At 45.2% G+C, this 18,237-nt stretch carries 16 protein-coding genes; 7 read left to right on the top strand and 9 right to left on the bottom strand.

Going from position 1 to position 18,237, the window contains the following annotated elements; all coding sequences use genetic code 11:
* Positions 1-10 precede the first annotated feature (10 nt).
* The 3 genes from gldE (at position 11) to recG (ending at position 4,170) form a co-directional block, all read left to right on the top strand.
* On the top strand, positions 11-1,381 hold the full coding sequence (gldE, locus tag C1N53_RS19290; protein ID WP_240773283.1) for a gliding motility-associated protein GldE: 1,371 nt from the start codon (positions 11-13) through the stop codon (positions 1,379-1,381).
* A complete protein-coding gene (gldD, locus tag C1N53_RS19285) occupies positions 1,338-1,961 on the top strand; it encodes a gliding motility lipoprotein GldD (RefSeq protein WP_137760874.1) in 624 nt (207 codons plus the stop codon). Before gldE ends, gldD begins: the two co-directional genes overlap by 44 nt.
* A gap of 109 nt (positions 1,962-2,070) precedes the next feature.
* On the top strand, positions 2,071-4,170 hold the full coding sequence (gene recG / locus C1N53_RS19280) for an ATP-dependent DNA helicase RecG (RefSeq protein ID WP_137760873.1): 2,100 nt from the start codon (positions 2,071-2,073) through the stop codon (positions 4,168-4,170).
* 6 nt (positions 4,171-4,176) lie between these two features.
* Here the strand turns inward: recG and C1N53_RS19275 are convergent, their stop codons facing one another.
* From C1N53_RS19275 to C1N53_RS19235, 9 genes are all read right to left on the bottom strand, one after another.
* Entirely contained in the window at positions 4,177-4,356 is a 180-nt protein-coding gene (locus tag C1N53_RS19275) for a hypothetical protein (RefSeq protein ID WP_137760872.1), read from the bottom strand.
* A gap of 407 nt (positions 4,357-4,763) precedes the next feature.
* Positions 4,764-5,465 (bottom strand): glycosyltransferase family 2 protein, encoded by a 702-nt coding sequence (locus C1N53_RS19270; RefSeq protein ID WP_240773282.1) that lies wholly within the window; start codon positions 5,463-5,465, stop codon positions 4,764-4,766.
* 318 nt (positions 5,466-5,783) lie between these two features.
* Positions 5,784-7,574: an acyl-CoA dehydrogenase family protein gene (locus tag C1N53_RS19265; protein ID WP_137760870.1), complete on the bottom strand. Its 1,791-nt coding sequence runs from the start codon at positions 7,572-7,574 to the stop codon at positions 5,784-5,786.
* Positions 7,575-7,645: 71 nt separating this feature from the next.
* The gene (locus C1N53_RS19260) at positions 7,646-7,990 is read right to left on the bottom strand and encodes a four helix bundle protein (RefSeq protein ID WP_137760869.1); all 345 of its coding nucleotides are present in this window, start codon (positions 7,988-7,990) and stop codon (positions 7,646-7,648) included.
* 48 nt (positions 7,991-8,038) lie between these two features.
* Positions 8,039-9,217: an acetyl-CoA C-acyltransferase gene (locus C1N53_RS19255; RefSeq protein ID WP_137760868.1), complete on the bottom strand. Its 1,179-nt coding sequence runs from the start codon at positions 9,215-9,217 to the stop codon at positions 8,039-8,041.
* A 92-nt stretch (positions 9,218-9,309) separates the two neighbouring features.
* Positions 9,310-9,606, bottom strand: coding sequence for a GIY-YIG nuclease family protein (locus C1N53_RS19250; protein WP_137760867.1), 297 nt, complete (start codon positions 9,604-9,606; stop codon positions 9,310-9,312).
* 78 nt (positions 9,607-9,684) lie between these two features.
* Complete coding sequence (locus C1N53_RS19245; RefSeq protein WP_137760866.1) at positions 9,685-12,087, bottom strand: 3-hydroxyacyl-CoA dehydrogenase/enoyl-CoA hydratase family protein; 2,403 nt, start codon at positions 12,085-12,087, stop codon at positions 9,685-9,687.
* Positions 12,088-12,117: 30 nt separating this feature from the next.
* Positions 12,118-12,552: a MarR family winged helix-turn-helix transcriptional regulator gene (locus C1N53_RS19240; RefSeq protein WP_137760865.1), complete on the bottom strand. Its 435-nt coding sequence runs from the start codon at positions 12,550-12,552 to the stop codon at positions 12,118-12,120.
* A gap of 209 nt (positions 12,553-12,761) precedes the next feature.
* Positions 12,762-14,522 (bottom strand): long-chain fatty acid--CoA ligase, encoded by a 1,761-nt coding sequence (locus C1N53_RS19235; RefSeq protein ID WP_137760864.1) that lies wholly within the window; start codon positions 14,520-14,522, stop codon positions 12,762-12,764.
* Positions 14,523-14,762: 240 nt separating this feature from the next.
* Between C1N53_RS19235 and C1N53_RS19230 the strand changes: the two genes are divergently transcribed.
* The 4 genes from C1N53_RS19230 to murQ all read left to right on the top strand — a co-directional run bounded on the left by C1N53_RS19230 (position 14,763) and on the right by murQ (position 18,231).
* Positions 14,763-15,920 (top strand): formimidoylglutamase, encoded by a 1,158-nt coding sequence (locus C1N53_RS19230; protein WP_137760863.1) that lies wholly within the window; start codon positions 14,763-14,765, stop codon positions 15,918-15,920.
* 226 nt (positions 15,921-16,146) lie between these two features.
* Positions 16,147-16,401 carry a cytochrome b5 domain-containing protein gene (locus C1N53_RS19225; RefSeq protein ID WP_137760862.1) on the top strand — a complete coding sequence of 85 codons (255 nt, stop codon included), beginning with the start codon at positions 16,147-16,149 and terminating at the stop codon, positions 16,399-16,401.
* Positions 16,402-16,470: 69 nt separating this feature from the next.
* Positions 16,471-17,328, top strand: a complete 858-nt coding sequence (locus C1N53_RS19220; protein ID WP_137760861.1) for a BadF/BadG/BcrA/BcrD ATPase family protein — start codon at positions 16,471-16,473, stop codon at positions 17,326-17,328.
* An 81-nt stretch (positions 17,329-17,409) separates the two neighbouring features.
* Positions 17,410-18,231, top strand: a complete 822-nt coding sequence (gene murQ, locus C1N53_RS19215) for an N-acetylmuramic acid 6-phosphate etherase (RefSeq protein ID WP_137760860.1) — start codon at positions 17,410-17,412, stop codon at positions 18,229-18,231.
* Positions 18,232-18,237: the final 6 nt, after the last annotated feature.

Here is an 18,237-nt window from a genome sequence, read left to right as displayed (position 1 = left end):
CAATATTATTTTGGACAGTTTAGACACAGGAGACCCCCTGAGTTACAGTTTACTTCAACTTTTACAGGACACAACTGCCCTACTCAGGTTCGACTATATAGCGGCCATGCTGGCCTGCTTTCTATTACTGCTGCTTTCTGCTCTGACATCCGGAGCAGAAGCAGCTTTTTTTTCTATCAGAGATAAAGAACTGGAAAAATATAAGGCCAGCAAGGTTCCTGCCGAGCAGACGATCTATAACCTGCTACATAAACCCCGCCGGTTACTGAGCACCTTCCTTATCGTTAATAATGCCATACATGTAAGTATTATTACTTTGTTTGCCTACATTGCCTGGCAAGTGCTGGGAACTACCAATATACCGGTTCTTACGCTACTGGCTTCTATGCTGCTGATTACCTTCTGCATTGTTTTCTTTGGAGAGGTTTTACCAAAAGTATATGCTCAGAAGCACACCACGCTTATTATGGAACGTACTGCTCCTGCAGTAAATATTATGCAACAACTGGTAGCGCCGCTAGCCTGGCTGCTGGTTTCGATCAGTAACTTCTTTGAGAAGCGCTATATGGTAAATTCATACCATCACACGTTGGAGGAACTGCATCACAGCCTGGATGTAGCCTTAACAAACGAAGACACTTCGCCGGAAGAGCGTAAAATTCTGCGCGGTGTCGTAAATTTCGGGGCCATTACTGTAAAGCAGATTATGCGTCCGCGCCCCGACATCATAGCATTTAATATGCGCTATACGCTGCCCGAGCTTTTACCGAAGATTGTAAAATGGGGCTATTCCCGCGTACCGGTTTATTCCGATAGCACCGATCAGATAGAAGGCATCTTATATATAAAAGACCTATTGCCTCACCTGGATAAGGGAGCGAACTTTGAATGGCAGAAACTGGTACAGCCGCCGTTTTTTGTTCCTGAAACGAAGCTGATCTCTGACCTGTTTAAAGACTTTAAGGCGAAGCACGTTCATATGGCGATTGTACTAAACGAACAGGGTGCCACCACAGGTTTGCTTACGCTCGAAGATGTAGTAGAAGAGATTGTAGGAGAGATTAACGACGAGTACGACGATGATGAAATCATATATTCTCAACTAGACGAAAATACATTTATCTTTGACGGCAAGATATCGTTGCACGACTTTTGCAAGATAGCCGAAGTGCCTTTTAATGCATTCGACGAGGTAAAAGGTACAAATGAAACCATTGCAGGCTTAATGCTGGAGCTCTTTTCCCGCATACCCCGCGTCGGGGAGACAATAGATTACCAACGCTTTCACTTTACAGTAGAGTCGGCAGACAAGAAGCGTGTTAAACGAGTTAAAATTAATGTTGCTACTAAAAAAGAACACTTTTATAAAGTTAACAGCTAAACCAAAGCTGTTTCTACTGGCTGCCCTGGCTGTTGCCCTTACTGCCTGTTCTGCTGAATATACTCCTAAACCTAAAGGCTACAACCGTATTGATTTACCGGAACCGGCTTACCGGCAGTTGGAGGCCTCGCACCCTTATACTTTCGAGTATTCGAAGTATGCCAAAATTCGCCCTGATTCTTCCAGCATTGCACAGCCTCACTGGATAAATATTCTTTATACCAGTTTAGGAGCTAATGTGCAGCTAACGTATAAGGAGCTCAACAACAACCCGAAAATGTTGAACGACTTAATAGAGGATGCCCGTAAGCTCACAGGGAAGCACCAGATAAAGGCATACTCCATAGAGGAAACAGAAGTGAGAACGCCTCAGGGAGATGTTGCTTCTGTGTTTGAATTAGAGGGTGAGGTGCCAAGCCAGTTTCAGTTTTATGTAACAGACTCTACAAAACATTTCTTCAGAGGCGCATTGTACTTTAAAACAGCTACACAAAACGATTCGCTGGCTCCTGTTATTGAGTATGTGAAGAAAGACATTGTGCACCTGCTGAATACACTGCAGTTTAGGGAGAAAAGGTAAGTCATCTCTTAGGTTATCAAAAGGTCAAAACACTTTATCGCTACAGATAAAAGTCTTTTAACCTTTCTGGTTTATCTTTGTACTACAGATAAACAACCAACAGGCGGCATTGAGCAACTTTTTTCATACGAAGATAGAGTTTTTGAAAGGTGTAGGACCTATGCGGGCAGAACTGCTGCAAAAGGAACTACAAATCTTTACCTATGGCGACCTGATTCAGCACTACCCGTTTCGTTACCTTGACCGCACACAATTTTATACAATCAGGGAACTGGACGAGAGCATGCCTTATGTGCAGGTGCGAGGGCGTGTGCGCGGAAAAGAGCTATTAGGTGAAGGCCGTAAGCAACGTTTAGCCGCCACCTTGGTAGATGAGCACGGCGATGAGATGGAACTGGTTTGGTTTAAGGGCGTGAAATGGATGCAGAAGACGCTGAAGAACCACACAGACTATATTGTGTTTGGTAAACCTACCTCTTTCAATGGCAAATTTAACATGGCCCACCCGGAGCTGGAGGAATTAGCCGAAGAAAAGCAAACCTCTGCCTTTCTGCAGCCCGTTTACCATACCACCGAAAAGCTAAAAGCTCACCGCATCGACAGCAAAGTGATCAGTAAAATGATGGAGGCACTGCTGAAGGTGGCTGGTCCTAACATACAGGAATCGCTATCGCCGGCGTTGATCGATCATTACCGTCTGATGGATAAGCGGAATGCGCTGATCAATATTCATTTTCCTGAGACAGCAGATAAATATAATAAGGCAAAATTCCGGCTTAAATTTGAAGAGCTCTTTTACATACAGCTGCGCCTCTTCCGCCAGAAAGTAGTGCGCAAGGCCGACCTCAAAGGACAGGTGTTCAAACAGGTGCCTACGCTTACCGAGTTCTACAAAAACCACCTCTCTTTCGACTTAACTCACGCGCAGAAGCGGGTAGTAAAAGAAATATATGCTGATTTAACTTCTGGCAAACAGATGAACCGCCTGCTACAGGGCGATGTGGGCTCCGGCAAGACCATTGTAGCCTTTATCACCATGCTGATTGCTGCCGACAATGGAGCACAGTCGGTGCTGATGGCTCCTACCGAAATACTGGCAGACCAGCATTATACCGGCCTTAAAGAGTATGCCGATAAGTTAGGCATCAACATTGGAAAGCTAACAGGCTCTTCCAAAACAAAAGAACGCAAGTTACTACACGAACAGCTCCGCTCCGGCGAAATGAAAATGATTGTTGGTACGCACGCCCTGCTTGAGGATGTGGTGCAGTTCCAGAACCTGGGGCTTTGTATTGTAGATGAGCAACACCGCTTCGGCGTAGAGCAGCGTTCTAAGCTGTGGCGCAAAAATCCACGAGTTATACCGCATGTGCTCGTGATGACAGCCACTCCTATTCCCCGCACGCTGGCCATGACGCTCTACGGCGACCTGGATGTATCGGTGATTGACGAGTTACCGGCTGGCCGTAAAGAAATTATTACCACCCACCGCTTCGACAGCCATCGTCTGCGCGTGTTCCAGTTCATCCGCGACCAGATAAAGCTGGGCCGCCAGGTGTACATTGTATATCCGCTTATAGAAGAGTCGGAGCAGATGGAAAACTACAAAGACCTGATGGATGGCTACGAAAGTGTTAAGCGTGCTTTCCCGGAGTTTAAGGTAAGCATGGTGCACGGCAAAATGAAAGCGCAGGACAAAGACTATGAAATGCAGCGCTTTGTAAAGAACGAAACACAGATTATGGTAGCTACTACCGTAATTGAGGTCGGCGTAAACGTGCCCAATGCTTCTGTGATGATTATAGAAAGTGCAGAGAGGTTTGGCTTATCGCAGTTGCACCAGTTAAGAGGACGGGTAGGCCGTGGTGCCGACCAGAGCTACTGCATTTTAATGACAGGCTATAAACTGAGTAAAGACAGCAAGACCAGACTAGAAACGATGGTACGCACCAACAACGGCTTTGAGATTGCCGATATAGATCTTAAGCTGCGTGGGCCGGGAGACCTGATGGGAACACAGCAAAGTGGCGTACTGGACTTACTTATATCAGATCTGGCAAAAGATGCCCCTATTCTTCAGGAGGCCAGAGCGGCGGCTCAACAGGTATTACAGGAAGACCCTTTACTGGAGCAACCTCAGAACATGAATATACGACGGCATATTCAGTCTTTGAGTGTGAATGCTGTAAACTGGAGCAGGATAAGCTAATGCTTTTCAGTTGAAGGTAGAGATAAAGCTAGCTTCAGTAACCTGATCAATTTCTTTAGGTTCAGCAGCAGGTACAGAAGTATTATTTTTTGCCAGTGCCTCTTCCTTTTCTTTAACAGTATCGTTATTCCATTTACTGATCAAGATAATACCGATAAATAGGAATATTTTGAGTAAAATTTTCATAACATAATTTGCTTTCAGTTTAGTAGGCAGTCTCAGTCTCTAAGATTATTCTTACATGGTTTCAGAATAAAAATTTTTAATAAAAGGTTCATTCCGAAGAAGCTGTAGTTGATAAATATTGCCTGACAATCTATTAGATATATATGGAAGCATTTTAATGCCAATGCTATTTACCACCTGCTACTTTAAGAAACAACTAATTGTGGTTAATTTAATATTTTATAGAGGTTATATTTTAATTACCAAATAAAAGATGGAATTGTACTTCTATGAAATTGTGCAGCCGTACTAGAAATGTAAAACCTTACATCAAGAGAAATACAAGACATAAAAAAAGAGCTATAGCAGCTCTTTCCGAACCATCTATAGCTCCTACTGTTACTGTTAAAGCACAGTATAGTATGCCTCTAAAGTTTTTTGAGTTTATATTTCGATGCTCCCTGGGAAGAGTTTCCGAGTTGTTTTGTAAAAGAGGCCAGTTGAATAAACATATGTACAAGACCAACATAGTACACTATTTCAACATACATCCTGAACTCTTTCCGGGAGCCTTCCAATGCCCCCCACTTTTCTGTTTTATAAGTGTTCATGGCAGACCAAGGCATCCAACGCACTACTTTATGGTTTTTGATCATGAAGCGGTTTATAGCTACTTCTAACTGGTAGCGGCTTACCTCCTGGCTCAGGATCTGCTCCAGATCTTTCTTTCTGATCAGCCTTTCGCCAGATAGCAGAACATCGCTTCTGTAAAACTTTACAAACCATGGCGCATTCACTCTTCTCAGGATGATCATATCTATGGAATGATACCTATGAAATGCGGCCACGGCATCCTGTATCTCCTCTTTCTTTAAATCCTGCAGGTCGGCATCCATTAGCAGCACCACCTCATGCTGCACAGCTTTTAACCCCTGCCGGATAGCAGAGGATTTCCCTTGGTTAACTGCTAAGCTCACCACCTGTACCTGAGGCCAGAATGCATTTAAATATGCCACTGTACCATCTGTAGAACCATCGTCTACACACACAATCTGAGCAATACCCTTTACTCTCGATATTACTTCAAGTACTGCGCCTATACGCTCCCGCTCATTGAAAATAGGGATCAAACAAGTAGCCTTCATAAATTTACAATTTCCTTCTGCTGCAATTCCGGGTGCTTTACCTCATACGTTAAACCCGTCATTTCTTTTTAATTTTTAGTAGAGAAAATTTTAAAACAGACCATACAAACCCATGCACCAGATCCGGATAACACTATTACGTTTCTGTAAACAATAAGCACATAACTGGTGCATCGCTCTTTAATCTAAAACCCCCACTCCGGTAACCCTTTTTTAGAAACAAATTAAGCTGCAAAGCATAAAAAAAGCTGCCCCTTCGGGAAGCAGCCATTTTTAAGAAAAAATAGTCAGTTGTTTAGTGTTTTAATAGACAAATTCGTTTGCCTCGATTAGCTTAGCAGCTATACGGCGCCGAGCTTCTTTGGTATTGTATAGATCTTTTTTCGTGAATCGCTTCAAGCCCATAAACAGCAGGCGCTGCTCGTCTCCTTCAGCCATAGCCGCTATAGCTTCCTTGCCAGCTTTAAAGGCAATATCAGCGGCATCATTCACAACTACCCGAACGATGTCCATTTCATTAGCAACTGCATCTTCGCCCTGGTCGGCCACTAGCTTCTCAACCCGTAGCAGCGTAGATTCTGCTACATATGTCTTTATCGCCATGTCAGCTACATTCATCAGAATTTCCTGCTCTTTTGCCAGAGAGTTCATATATTTCTGCACAGCTGTTCCGGCCACTAACAGGATAGCTTTCTTCAGGTTACTGATTGTTTTATGTTCTGCCGTAAACAGACCTTCTTCTTCAGAACCGAAATCAGGTATAGCCATCAGTTCCTGCTGCACCGCCTGTGCCGGCCCCATCAGGTCGAGTTCTCCTTTCATGGCTTTTTTCAAAATCATATCCACAGTAAGCATGCGGTTGATTTCGTTGGTGCCTTCAAAAATGCGATTGATACGGGAATCGCGGTAGGCACGGTCCATGGGGTAATCGGCAGAGAAGCCATAACCACCATAAATCTGTACACCCTCATCTACTACAAAATCCAGCACTTCTGATCCTTCTACCTTCAGCATGGCACATTCAACAGCGAACTCGCGGGCTGCTCCCAGCAGGGCCTCGTTTTCACCTTTGCCCTGCCCCATCAGCTCCTGCTCCATGCGGTAAATATCCATACCGGCTCGATACAAAGCCGATTCTACAGCATAGATGCGGATAGCCTGCTCTGCCAGCTTATGGCGTATAGCGCCAAACTTAGAGATAGGTAATTTAAACTGCTGCCGCTCATTCGCATACTTTACCGACAGATCGGCTACATGCTTAGATGCTCCCAACGTTGCAGCAGCAAGCTTAATACGGCCAATATTCAGGATATTAAAAGCAATTAAATGGCCTTTACCAATCTCACCTAATACATTCTCCACAGGCACTTCACAGTCTTCGAAAAAAACCTGGCGCGTAGAAGATCCTTTGATACCCATTTTATGTTCCTCGTTGCCAAGGCTTACACCAGGGAAATTGCGTTCCACGATAAAGCCTGTAAACTTGTCGCCATCTATTTGTGCAAACACTACAAACACATCGGCAAAGCCAGCGTTGGTAATCCACATTTTCTGGCCATTGAGGATATAGTGCGTACCGGCTTCATTCAACACAGCTTTCGTTTTTGCTGCCAGTGCATCTGATCCGGAACCCGGTTCAGTTAAACAGTAAGCCGACATCCACTCGCCGCTTACCAGCTTTGGAATATACTTCTGCTTTTGTTCCTCTGTGCCGAAGTACAGGATTGGCAAGGTACCAATACCTGTGTGTGCCGCAAAAGCAACCGGGAATGAATGGCCTCCCCCTACAGACTCAGTCACCAATAAAGCGGTATTGAAATCCATATTCAGGCCGCCGTACTGTTCCGGTATTGACACGGCGAACAGCCCCAGTTCCCCTGCCTTTTTCATCAGGTTCTCCATCAGGCCCTCTTCGTGGTTGTCGAGCCGCTCCAGCAGTGGGTATACCTCGTCGCGCACAAAATCGCGGCAGGTCTGCGCCATCATTTGCTGCTCTTCATTAAATTCTGCAGGAGTAAATACCTCCTGTGGGTTCGTTTCCTTTATCAGGAATTCTCCACCTTTTATGGTTTGGGTTTTAGTTTGATCTGCCATTTTGCTAATCTTTTATTTTGGACACAAGACGTAAGACACAAGACTTAAGACTTGTTCTTAATCTCGTTATTTCATTTTTTCTTAAACCCGTCAATCATTCTCTGAATCTTGCGGAGCTGCGCCAGTAGCTCATTAAGCTTATCATTGCCTATAAACCCAAAAGACTGAGCCAAAAGCAACTGTGTTTCTAACTCGAAAGCTGACCCCAAAGCAATACTCAAAAAATGATTAAACTCTTTATCAGAACCTCTTCCCGCTCCTTCAGCTATATTTGAAGGTATAGACACGACGGACCTATTAACCTGAGACGTAAGACCAAACTTTTCATTTGCAGGGAAAGTGGAAGTTGCTTTATAAACAGCCTTAGCTAACTCCATCGCCTCTTTCCAGATAATCAGTTCTTTAAAATTGTGCATTTTAAAATCCTGTGTCTTGCGTCTTGTATCCTGTGTCTATTAAAGCGTCTATTTTAAAAGCTCATACACGCCTGCCACGCCCTGGCCACCGCCAACACAGGCAGTTACTATACCGAACTTCTTGCCTAAACGGCGAAGCTCACTGAACTGCTGCACGCTTAGTTTAGCACCTGAGCAACCCAGTGGGTGACCTAAGGCAATGGCACCTCCACTGATGTTCAGCTTGTCCGGATCGAAGTCGAGGTGGCGCATTACGGCAATAGACTGTGCGGCAAAGGCTTCATTCATTTCTATCAGGTCTATGTCGTTTAGCTTCATGCCTACCTGCTTCAACACTTTCGGTACTGCTGCGATTGGCCCCATCCCCATGATGCGCGGATCAACACCGCCTGTGGCATAACCTGCCAGACGGGCAATCGGCTCCAGGTTCAGCTCTTTTACCATGCGTTCGCTCATCACAATTACAAAGGCAGCTCCATCAGACGTTTGGGAAGAATTGCCAGCAGTTACCGTACCGCCATTTGCAAACACAGGCTTCAGCCTCGCCAGTGCCTCCAGCGAGGTATCAGCGCGAGGGCCTTCATCCGTATCCACTACATAAGAACGGGTCTTCTTTTTGCCATTCTCATCTATATAGGTTTCTTCTACCGTTATCGGCACAATCTGCTCTTTGAAGAAACCACTCTTAATGGCGTTGATTGCTTTCTGATGTGATTTAAAAGCAAACTCGTCCTGATCTTCACGTGAAACATTATAATCTTTCGCCACGGCCTCTGCGGTTAACCCCATGCTCAGGTACCAGTCCGGGTTATTTTTAGCGATCTTATAGTTCGGAACTGTTTTCCAGCCTGCTGTAGGCACCAGCGACATAGATTCTGTACCACCAGCTATGATACAATCGGCCATACCTGCCTGAATTCGGTTACAAGCCATAGCAATGGTTTCCAGCCCGGATCCGCAGTAGCGGTTTACCGTCATGCCGGAAACAGACATGGGCAACGATAGCAAGGCAATCATGCGGCCGATTTGCAAGCCCTGCTCTGCTTCAGGCACTGCATTTCCCACAATCAGGTCGTCTATTCGCTCCGGATCCAGGGCAGGCACAGAAGCGACTAAATGTTTGATGACATCGGCTGCCAGGTCATCGGGCCTTGTGAAGCGGAACCCGCCACGCCCTGCTTTCCCCACAGCGCTACGAAATCCAGCTACGATATATGCATTATTCATTTTTGATGCTCTTTATTATTAGTTATCAACTATAATTTCTCTTTCATTGTCGTCCTGCAAGGATCTTAGTTGCTGGGAGGTTAAGCAGTTGTTTAGTCGTCTATCTTCAGAAACCGTAGGTAAGGATTTTCCTTTTTTATGAGCTCCACCTTGGCTCCCCGGTTAAGCAGCTTCAGCTCCTTTTCCCTTTCAATTGCATGCTGCACATAAGTATAGCGTTCGTAATACAAGAGGTTGTAGCAGTAGTAGCGGCCAGCAAATGTTTCAGGTTTACCTCTATTAGCCTTATGCTGCTCCAGCCTTGTCCTTAAATCATTTGTCACACCAACATATAACACCGTTTTACCTGGATTAGTGGTTATATAGATAAAATAGTTGTGACTTTTCATAGCTAAAGCTTAACCTCCCTGCAACTAAGATTCTTTCAGAATGACAAAGAACGGGGCTACTACTTAGCCCTTTGATTATTAATTTCTCAGCGGCTTCCCTGTTGTCAGGATGCTTTGGATACGCTCAAGCGTTTTGCGTTCGCCAGTCAGGGATAAGAAAGCTTCGCGCTCCAGGTCTAACAGATACTGCTCGCTTACTTCGGTTGGGGCAGACAAATCGCCTCCGCACATCACATAAGCCAGCTTGTGCGAAATCTTGAGGTCGTGCTCCGACATATAGCGTCCGGTTAGCATGGCATTCGCACCCGTTAAGAACATGCCTAATGCGCCACGGCCCTGCACTTTAATGTTGGTTTTATGCACAGGCTTTGTATATCCGGCCTCTGCCAATAAGATTGCCTGAGCTTTGGCATCGGCAATTAAGCGGTTATTGTTGATGGTGATACCGTCGCTTTTTCGCATATACCCCAGATCAACTGCTTCTGCAGCCGAAGTAGATACTTTGGCCATGCCAATGTTCAGGTAAATATTTTTAAGCGTGTTATACTCTATATCACCGTCTTCATACAGTTCTGAAGCACGTACAGTCATTTCTTTTGTACCGCCACCTCCTGGTATCAGGCCAACACCAAATTCTACCAAGCCCATGTAAGTTTCGGCCGCAGCCTGTATATGATCGCAGTGCAGGTTCAGCTCGCAGCCACCACCCAGTGTTAACCCGTGCGGGGCGCCAACTACCGGTATAGCCGAATAGCGCATGCGCATCATGGTATTCTGGAACTGCCGGATGATCATGTTCAGCTCGTCATACTCCTGCTCTATAGCGTACATATAGATCAAGCCAACATTTGCACCTGCCGAAAAGTTAGCGGCATCGCTACCCACTACCATCCCTCTAAAGTCCTTTTCGGCTATCTCTATACCTTTATTCAGCCCCTGTATAACATCACCTCCGATGGTATTCATTTTGGTATGGAATTCCACATTCAAAATACCGTCGCCTAAGTCTATCAGGCTGGCCCCGGCATTCTTCCACACTACTTTGTTGCTTCTCAGGTTGTTCAGGATAATAAAGCTCTCTGCACCTGGTATGGCCTTGTATTCTTTGCTCTGGATATCGTAGTAGCGGCGCTGTCCGTTTTCAACAATGTAGAAAGACTCTTTGCCGTTGTTCAGCATCTCCTCTACCCAGGCTGCCGGCTGGTAGCCATTTTCCAGCATGCGCTGCACGCCTTCCCGGGCACCAATCACATCCCAATACTCGAACGGACCAAGCTCCCAGCCAAAACCTGCCCGCAAAGCATCATCTATGCGATATAATTCGTCTGAGATTTCAGGAATACGGTTCGAAACGTATTGGAACAGGCCGAACAGCGTTTCATTAAAGAACTGTGCTGCTTTATCGGTTTGCGCAGAAAAAGCTTTGACACGCTTCTTCAGATCCTCGATAGGCTTTAGCATCTCCAGGCTCTGGAACCTTACCTTTTGCTTCGGCCCATACTCCATTGTTTTCAGGTCCAGCGTCAGGATTTCGGTTTTGCCTTTGGCATCTTTGGTCTTTTTGTAGAAGCCCTGTCCTGTTTTGTCGCCCAACCATTTGTTGTCAGCCATTTGCTGTACATAGGCCGGTATTTTAAACAGCTCACGCGACTCATCGTTTTCCCCTGCCTGGTAAAGCCCGTTTGCAACATTAATAGTTGTATCCAGGCCAACCACATCCAATGTTCGGAAAGTAGCCGATTTAGGTCTCCCGACAATAGGGCCGGTAATTCTGTCTACCTCGTCTATCGTTAGGCCTGTTTTTTCCATGGCTGCCAGTGTTTGCATAATGCCATAGATTCCCACACGGTTGGCGATAAAAGCAGGCGTATCTTTTGCCAGCACGGTAGTTTTACCCAGATACAGATCGCCGTAGTGCATCAGAAAGTCTACCACTGCTCTATCCGTTTCTGGTGTAGGTATAATTTCCAGGAGCTTCAGGTAACGCGGCGGGTTAAAGAAGTGTGTGCCACAGAAATGTTTCCTGAAATCCTCACTACGCCCTTCCAGCATCAGGTGAATGGGTATACCTGAGGTGTTGGATGAGATGAGGGTACCAGGCTTGCGATGTTGCTCCACCTGGTCAAAGACTGTTTTCTTTATTTTAAGATTTTCTACTACTACCTCAATAATCCAATCTACCGAAGCAATATCTTTCATATTGTCATCGAAGTTGCCCGTTTTAATCAGGTGTGCATCAGATTTACGGTACAGCGGAGAGGGATTAGAATTTACAACAGCCTGCAAGGCATTGTTTACGATGCGATTACGCACATGCTTCATTTCAAGCGACAAACCTTTCGCCTGCTCCTCCGGGCTAAGCTCTCTTGGAACAATATCCAGCAGCAACACCTGCACCCCTATATTGGCAAAGTGGCAGGCAATGCGAGAGCCCATCACACCAGAGCCAAGCACTGCTACTTTTTTTATGGTTCTTTTCATAGAGTATTAATTAGTTATCTATGCTATAGTTTAGAAAATTTCTTTGTTTTCGATCATGTTAATGATCTGGCTACTCACTTTAAAGAAGGCGGCCAACTCATGCTCCGGAATTGCTTCTCTTATTTTATAGTTAAAGCGTTTTACTGTTTGTCGAGAGAACTCCTTTTTCTGCAGGCCTTTTTCTGTCAGGAAAATACGCACCAGGCGTTTATCGCGAGGATCTGATACTTTGTAAATCAGTTCTTTTTCCTCCATACTTTTCAGAATTCGGGTAAGGCTACGTGCTTCCAGGCCAAGCAAGGGGGCAATTTTAGTTGCAGGTGTACCTGCTTCCTGATCTATATTCAGGAGAACAAACCCTATAGAGGTGGTAATGTCGCTTTTCGCCGCCTCGTTGTTATACATCCGCGAGATGGCATGCCAACATACCTTTACATTATAGTCTACTGTTTCTTCCGGCTTCATGTAGTAACTTATGGTTATACCAAATATAAAAAATAATTGTTATGCTTGCATACTATTTTTTAAAAAATTTGTTCTACCTCATCAGTCCATCCACCACTTCCTGTTAACTTAAATTCAAGTTATACTTGTTTAGGTATAAGTGCCTGAATTGTTGCAAACAAAAAGCCCTTTCCGGGTAGAAAGGGCTTTTTGTTTAGTTTTGGTACGTTTTAACTGTACATACTGTCTATCAGGTCTTTAAATTTTGTTGCTATTACCCGCCGCTTCACGCTCAGCTTTGGCGTTAGCTCACCGCTTTCAATGGTCCACATCTTTGGCAGCAGCCTGAACTTTTTAATTGTTTCATACTGCGCCAGGTTCTCATTGGCTTTCTCGATTTCCCGCTGAAACTTATCTATAATTTCAGGCTTGGCAATCATTTCTGCATCGGTTGTATATGGTATTCCTTTAAACTGGCAGTAGTCCTGCAGCCCCAGAAACGAGGGCACCACCAGGGCCGAGGCATACTTCTGCCCTTCTCCCACCACCATTACCTGCTCAATCACAACCGACTCTTTCAGTTTATTTTCGATTAGCTGCGGAGCAATGTATTTACCGCCGGATGTCTTAAACATCTCTTTTTTGCGGTCGGTAATCTTCAGAAACTTTCCTTCTATCAATTCCCCGATATCACCTGTATGGAACCAGCCGTCGGCATCGATTGCTTCGGCTGTTTGCTCAGGCTTTTTATAATAGCCTTTCATAATATGAGGCCCACGCGACAGCACCTCACCGTCGTCTGCAATTTTAACTTCAACGCCATCTATGGCCATACCTACTGTGCCGATCATGTTGTTTTCGGGCTCCCAACGGTTAACAGCAATTACAGGCGATGTTTCTGTTAGCCCGTAGCCTTCCATTACCCGAATGTTGGCCGACCAGAACACGCGCGCCAGGCGGGGTTGCAAAGCAGCGCCACCAGACACAATAGCAATTACATTACCGCCCAGTGCTTCACGCCATTTGCTAAATATTAACTTGTTAGCCAAACTTAGCTGCTTATTATACCACCATCCCTGATCTTCGCGGGTGTCGTACTTCAGCCCCAGTTCAAGCGCCCAGAAGAAAAGCCTGCGTTTGATCCCCGTAAGCTCCAGCCCCTTTGCCACAATCTTATCGTATACTTTTTCGAGCAGGCGTGGTACAGTGGTAAATACATGTGGCTGCACCTCCTTCAGGTTCTCAGCTACTTTCTCTATACTTTCTGCATAATAAATAGAAACACCAATGCGCATGTACAGATACAACAGCATACGCTCAAATATGTGCGACAGCGGCAGGAAGCTCAGCGCCCGGTGCCGGTTATCTACCGGAACATAGGGCACCGTACCGGTTACGTTACTTAGCAGGTTGCCATGCGTCAGCATGACTCCCTTAGGGCTGCCTGTGGTACCGGAAGTATAAATCAGCGTTAGAATATCATCTGGTGTAACAGCTGCCTTAAGAGGCTCCAGCTTAGCCGGATCATCGTTTTTACCTAATTCTATCACTTCTGACCAGTGCTTGGCTCCCTGAACTTTATCGAAGGTATAAATTTCTTTTACACTCTCCATACCCATGGTGGCAGCCACTACTTTATTATAAAGCTCCTGGTCTGCCACAAACACCACCTTTACTTCGGCATCATTAAAAATGTAGCGGTAATCTTCTACTGTTATGGTAGGATACATGGGCACACTAATCCCGCCAATCTGCTGTATGCCAAAATCCGTCATCACCCATTCCGGGCGGTTCATGGAAATAATGGCAACTTTATCGTTCTTGCCTAACCCAAGTTTTAGTAACCCAAGGCTGAGGCTGTTTGCTGTATCTTGTACATCCTGTGTACTGTATTTTACCCAATCTCCATTAACTTTAGCAGCCAGGCAGTCTGGTTGTGGATACTTTTGAAGCTGATGCGGCAGGAGATCGTGTATACGGCTAATGTTCATGATACCTGATAGTTATGTGTTTTATTATGCTCTGCTGTTAAACAAACAGTGTTAGTACTTACTCACTTTTGACTAAATATACTGCATTTTAAGTATTTTTTCTCAATCTGTCACTTCATCACATAGAAATATTTAGCTTCTTTACATTTTAGGATATTGGAGTACTGTAACTGAGTTTATAATATACTACGGCCTCTTAATTTATATTTTTATTATATTTGATTTTCTCAGCCAAGCTACATGAACTTATCTATATTTTTTGAGCCACTAAACGAAGATGCATTCCCCGGTGTAAACAAAGTCCGTACTTTAGGCACCTATATCAACAGGTTTATCAGTAAGTTCCCGGACTGGCGCTCAGCCGATATTGCCTTGCTTGGCGTTCAGGATAACCGTGGGCGGGGCGACCAGGAGGCACAGGACAATACACCGCCTCCCGCTCGGGAGGTGCGCAAAAAGCTTTACAACCTAACCAAAGGTACTGGCCAATGCCAGGTGGTAGATCTTGGCAACCTCCGGCCAGGTATTACATTAGAGGATACCTATTTACGCCTGAAAGAAATTGTGGAAGTGCTCATTTCTCACCATACCATACCTCTGATTATTGGTGCCACACACGACCTCGAATACGGGCAATACCTTGGCTATGAGCACCTGGAACGCGCCGTGAATATGGTAACGATAGACAGCAGTGTAGACATGACAGAGGATTTAGGTGCAACTCCTAACAAGAAGCAGCTTCGCCAGATCCTGATGCATGAACCGAACTACCTTTTTAACCTGGGGCAGATAGGCTATCAAACATATTTAGTAGAACCCGAAGTGCTCGCCACTTTGGAAAAACTGCACTTCGAAGCTTATCGGGTGGGGCAGGTACACCATAATATTCAGGAAATGGAGCCTGTGGTGCGTGTGGCAGATTTGCTTTCGTTTGACATTTCTGCCATCCGGTACCAGGATGCGCCGGGCCAGGACGAAGCCAATCCCTTCGGCCTTACAGGCGAAGAAGCTTGTCAGCTTTGCTGGTATGCCGGCTTAAACGACAGCCTTACTTCTTTCGGCATCTACGGCTATACCCCTGCGCACGACACCAGGAGCTTAACAGCAACTACAATTGCCACTATGATCTGGTACTTTATAGAGGGGTACTATCATCGCAAAAACGAGACAAGCTTTACCAATAAGAACTTTACCAAATACGCTGTTGCCTTCGACAATGAATCTGACAAAATGCTTTTTTATAAGAGCAAGAAAAGTGAGAAATGGTGGATGGAGGTAGTCGCGCTTTCCGAGGAAAAAGGGTCCCGCATTGTCCCCTGCAGCTACAACGACTACCTGATGGCAACCAAAGGCGAGATCCCGAACCGCTGGATACAAATGCAGGCAAGGATGGGGTAAATTATTTAATGTGCTAATTTTTTAAAATGAAGGTGCTAATAGGAGGATAAATTTTTGAGCTGCCTATTTATGAATTAAAATAATGCATAAGTTTTGCAGGTACAGCATGCAGAGATTTGTGATCATCTATATCTATTAGCTAATTATCAAATTGTAAGTCTAAGCCCTCTATACTTTATATAGTCCTAAGCAGCACATTAACACATTTAAAAATTAGCACATTACCATGGCCAACTTACCGGAATATACGCTACAACAGCTAGCTTTGCGAAACGGACAGGACCGGGATGAGGTTTGGGTAGCTTTTGAGGGGGTAATATATGATGTAAAAAAATCCAGGTTGTGGCGCGATGGGAAACACTATGAGCACTGGGCCGGACAAGATTTAACAGAAGAAATGAAAGATGCACCACATACTACCTTTGTTTTTGATAAATTTGAGGCAGTTGGCTTCGTAAAGAATTCTGTATACAGAAAGTAGGCTTGCGTACTATATTTTCAGAAGCCGGAACAGAAGGATTATATTCTGATAAACCAACGTTAACTAGTTATGATTTTACTTGCAGATAGTGGTGCTACTAAAACAGATTGGCGCGTTATTGATATCGATCGTGAGCTGGAGCAAATTACGACATTGGGCTTTAACCCGATGTACCAGGAATCAGAAGAGATTTACCAGGTTTTGCACGAAAGCTTGCTTCCTAACCTCTTAAACAAAGCGCCTTCTGAAATTCATTACTATGGCGCAGGTTGCAGTACCCCGGATCGGAATAAGCGTGTAGCCGATGCGCTTAGCCGTCTTTTCCCGGAAGCCTCTATTTACATTGAGCACGATTTACTGGCCGCTGCCCGTGCTGCCTGTGGCCAGGAAGCGGGCATAGCCTGTATTGCAGGCACTGGCTCTAATACCTGCCTCTACGATGGAACAGATGTGATAGACAATATACCTTCTTTAGGTTTTCTGCTGGGCGATGAGGGAAGCGGCGCTTATATGGGCAAACTCCTGATAAGAGCTTATTTATACCGTGAACTGCCCGATGAACTTGCCAAATCGCTTAAAAACCGCTTTAACCTTACAAAAGATATTGTACTGAACGAAGTATACAGTGCCCAGGTACCGAGCCGCTACATGGCAACTTTTGCAAAATTTATGCATGAGAAACGCAAAAACCCTGTCATTCATGCCATGATTTACGAGAGCTTTGCGCTGTTATTCGAAAGGCACATCAGCAAGTATGACGGGTACCCAACTCTACCTGTTAATTTTGTCGGTTCTGTAGCTTATCATTTCTCAGATGAGCTGAAACAGGTGGCCAAGAAATACGGTGCCAAAATAGGCAAAATCATCAGTAGCCCAAGCGAAGGCCTTATTCAGTATCACCAGGATTTGCTCAAGCAAAAGGCTTAGCTAATGAGAAGCTGGTGAAAAGGGTAATCTTACATACGCTCCGGTTCTAATGCATACTTTCCAATTTATAATTCATTAAACGTGTCTACTACAGAATCAGCATCCAACTACCAGCGCCTTGAGCAGATGCCTGTTCGGGAACTGCTCGAAAACATCAACAAAGAAGATAAATCTGTGCCTTTGGCTGTAGAAAAAGCGCTTCCACAGATTGAAGCGCTGGTACATGCTACTGTAGACAAGTTAAAGCAGAATGGCAGGCTCTTTTACATTGGAGCAGGCACCAGTGGCCGGCTAGGCATTGTAGATGCTTCGGAATGCCCTCCTACTTATGGTGTTCCACATGGAATGGTAATTGGAATAATTGCCGGAGGAGACGGTGCCATTAGAAAGGCTGTTGAATTTGCCGAAGATGACCTTAACCAGGCCTGGCAGGACCTGCAAGAGCACCAGATCACTGACAGAGACATTGTAGTAGGCATTGCCGCTTCAGGACGCACACCTTATGTAATAGGTGGACTTGAAGCCTGCAGGAGCCGGGGCATCACGACAGGCTGTATTGTTTGCAATGCAGGCAGTGCCGTTGCCGCCGCCGCCGATTTTCCGGTAGAAGTTGTAACAGGCCCTGAGTTTGTAACAGGCAGCACCAGAATGAAAGCCGGAACCGCTCAAAAGCTGGTGCTAAACATGCTCACCACCTCCACCATGATCCGGCTGGGACGTGTAAAAGGCAACAAAATGGTAGATATGCAGCTTTCTAACAACAAACTGGTAGACAGAGGTACTCGCATGGTGATGGAAGAACTGCTGCTTCCTTATGAGCAGGCAGCAGCTCTTCTGAAGCAGCACGGCCAGGTAAGGGCTGCCATTGATGCTTTCAGAAGCAGTAATGGCTCTAACAGCTGATAAGCC

It is taken from the genome of Pontibacter sp. SGAir0037, assembly GCF_005491705.1.
In the GTDB taxonomy this organism is placed as follows: domain Bacteria; phylum Bacteroidota; class Bacteroidia; order Cytophagales; family Hymenobacteraceae; genus Pontibacter.
Note: the sequence above shows the minus strand (reverse complement) of the source record. Positions and strands in the feature narration are given on the sequence as shown.

What these genes read in the sequence shown, in the direction of transcription:
- gldD (WP_137760874.1), top strand. Translation starts at nt 1,338, where the DNA reads ATGTTGCTACTAAAAAAGAACACTTTTATAAAGTTAACAGCTAAACCA.
- C1N53_RS19275 (WP_137760872.1), bottom strand. Translation starts at nt 4,356, where the DNA reads ATGAAAATTTTACTCAAAATATTCCTATTTATCGGTATTATCTTGATC.
- C1N53_RS19265 (WP_137760870.1), bottom strand. Translation starts at nt 7,574, where the DNA reads ATGGCAGATCAAACTAAAACCCAAACCATAAAAGGTGGAGAATTCCTG.
- C1N53_RS19260 (WP_137760869.1), bottom strand. Translation starts at nt 7,990, where the DNA reads ATGCACAATTTTAAAGAACTGATTATCTGGAAAGAGGCGATGGAGTTA.
- C1N53_RS19255 (WP_137760868.1), bottom strand. Translation starts at nt 9,217, where the DNA reads ATGAATAATGCATATATCGTAGCTGGATTTCGTAGCGCTGTGGGGAAA.
- C1N53_RS19250 (WP_137760867.1), bottom strand. Translation starts at nt 9,606, where the DNA reads ATGAAAAGTCACAACTATTTTATCTATATAACCACTAATCCAGGTAAA.
- C1N53_RS19245 (WP_137760866.1), bottom strand. Translation starts at nt 12,087, where the DNA reads ATGAAAAGAACCATAAAAAAAGTAGCAGTGCTTGGCTCTGGTGTGATG.
- C1N53_RS19240 (WP_137760865.1), bottom strand. Translation starts at nt 12,552, where the DNA reads ATGAAGCCGGAAGAAACAGTAGACTATAATGTAAAGGTATGTTGGCAT.
- C1N53_RS19235 (WP_137760864.1), bottom strand. Translation starts at nt 14,522, where the DNA reads ATGAACATTAGCCGTATACACGATCTCCTGCCGCATCAGCTTCAAAAG.
- C1N53_RS19230 (WP_137760863.1), top strand. Translation starts at nt 14,763, where the DNA reads ATGAACTTATCTATATTTTTTGAGCCACTAAACGAAGATGCATTCCCC.
- C1N53_RS19225 (WP_137760862.1), top strand. Translation starts at nt 16,147, where the DNA reads ATGGCCAACTTACCGGAATATACGCTACAACAGCTAGCTTTGCGAAAC.
- C1N53_RS19220 (WP_137760861.1), top strand. Translation starts at nt 16,471, where the DNA reads ATGATTTTACTTGCAGATAGTGGTGCTACTAAAACAGATTGGCGCGTT.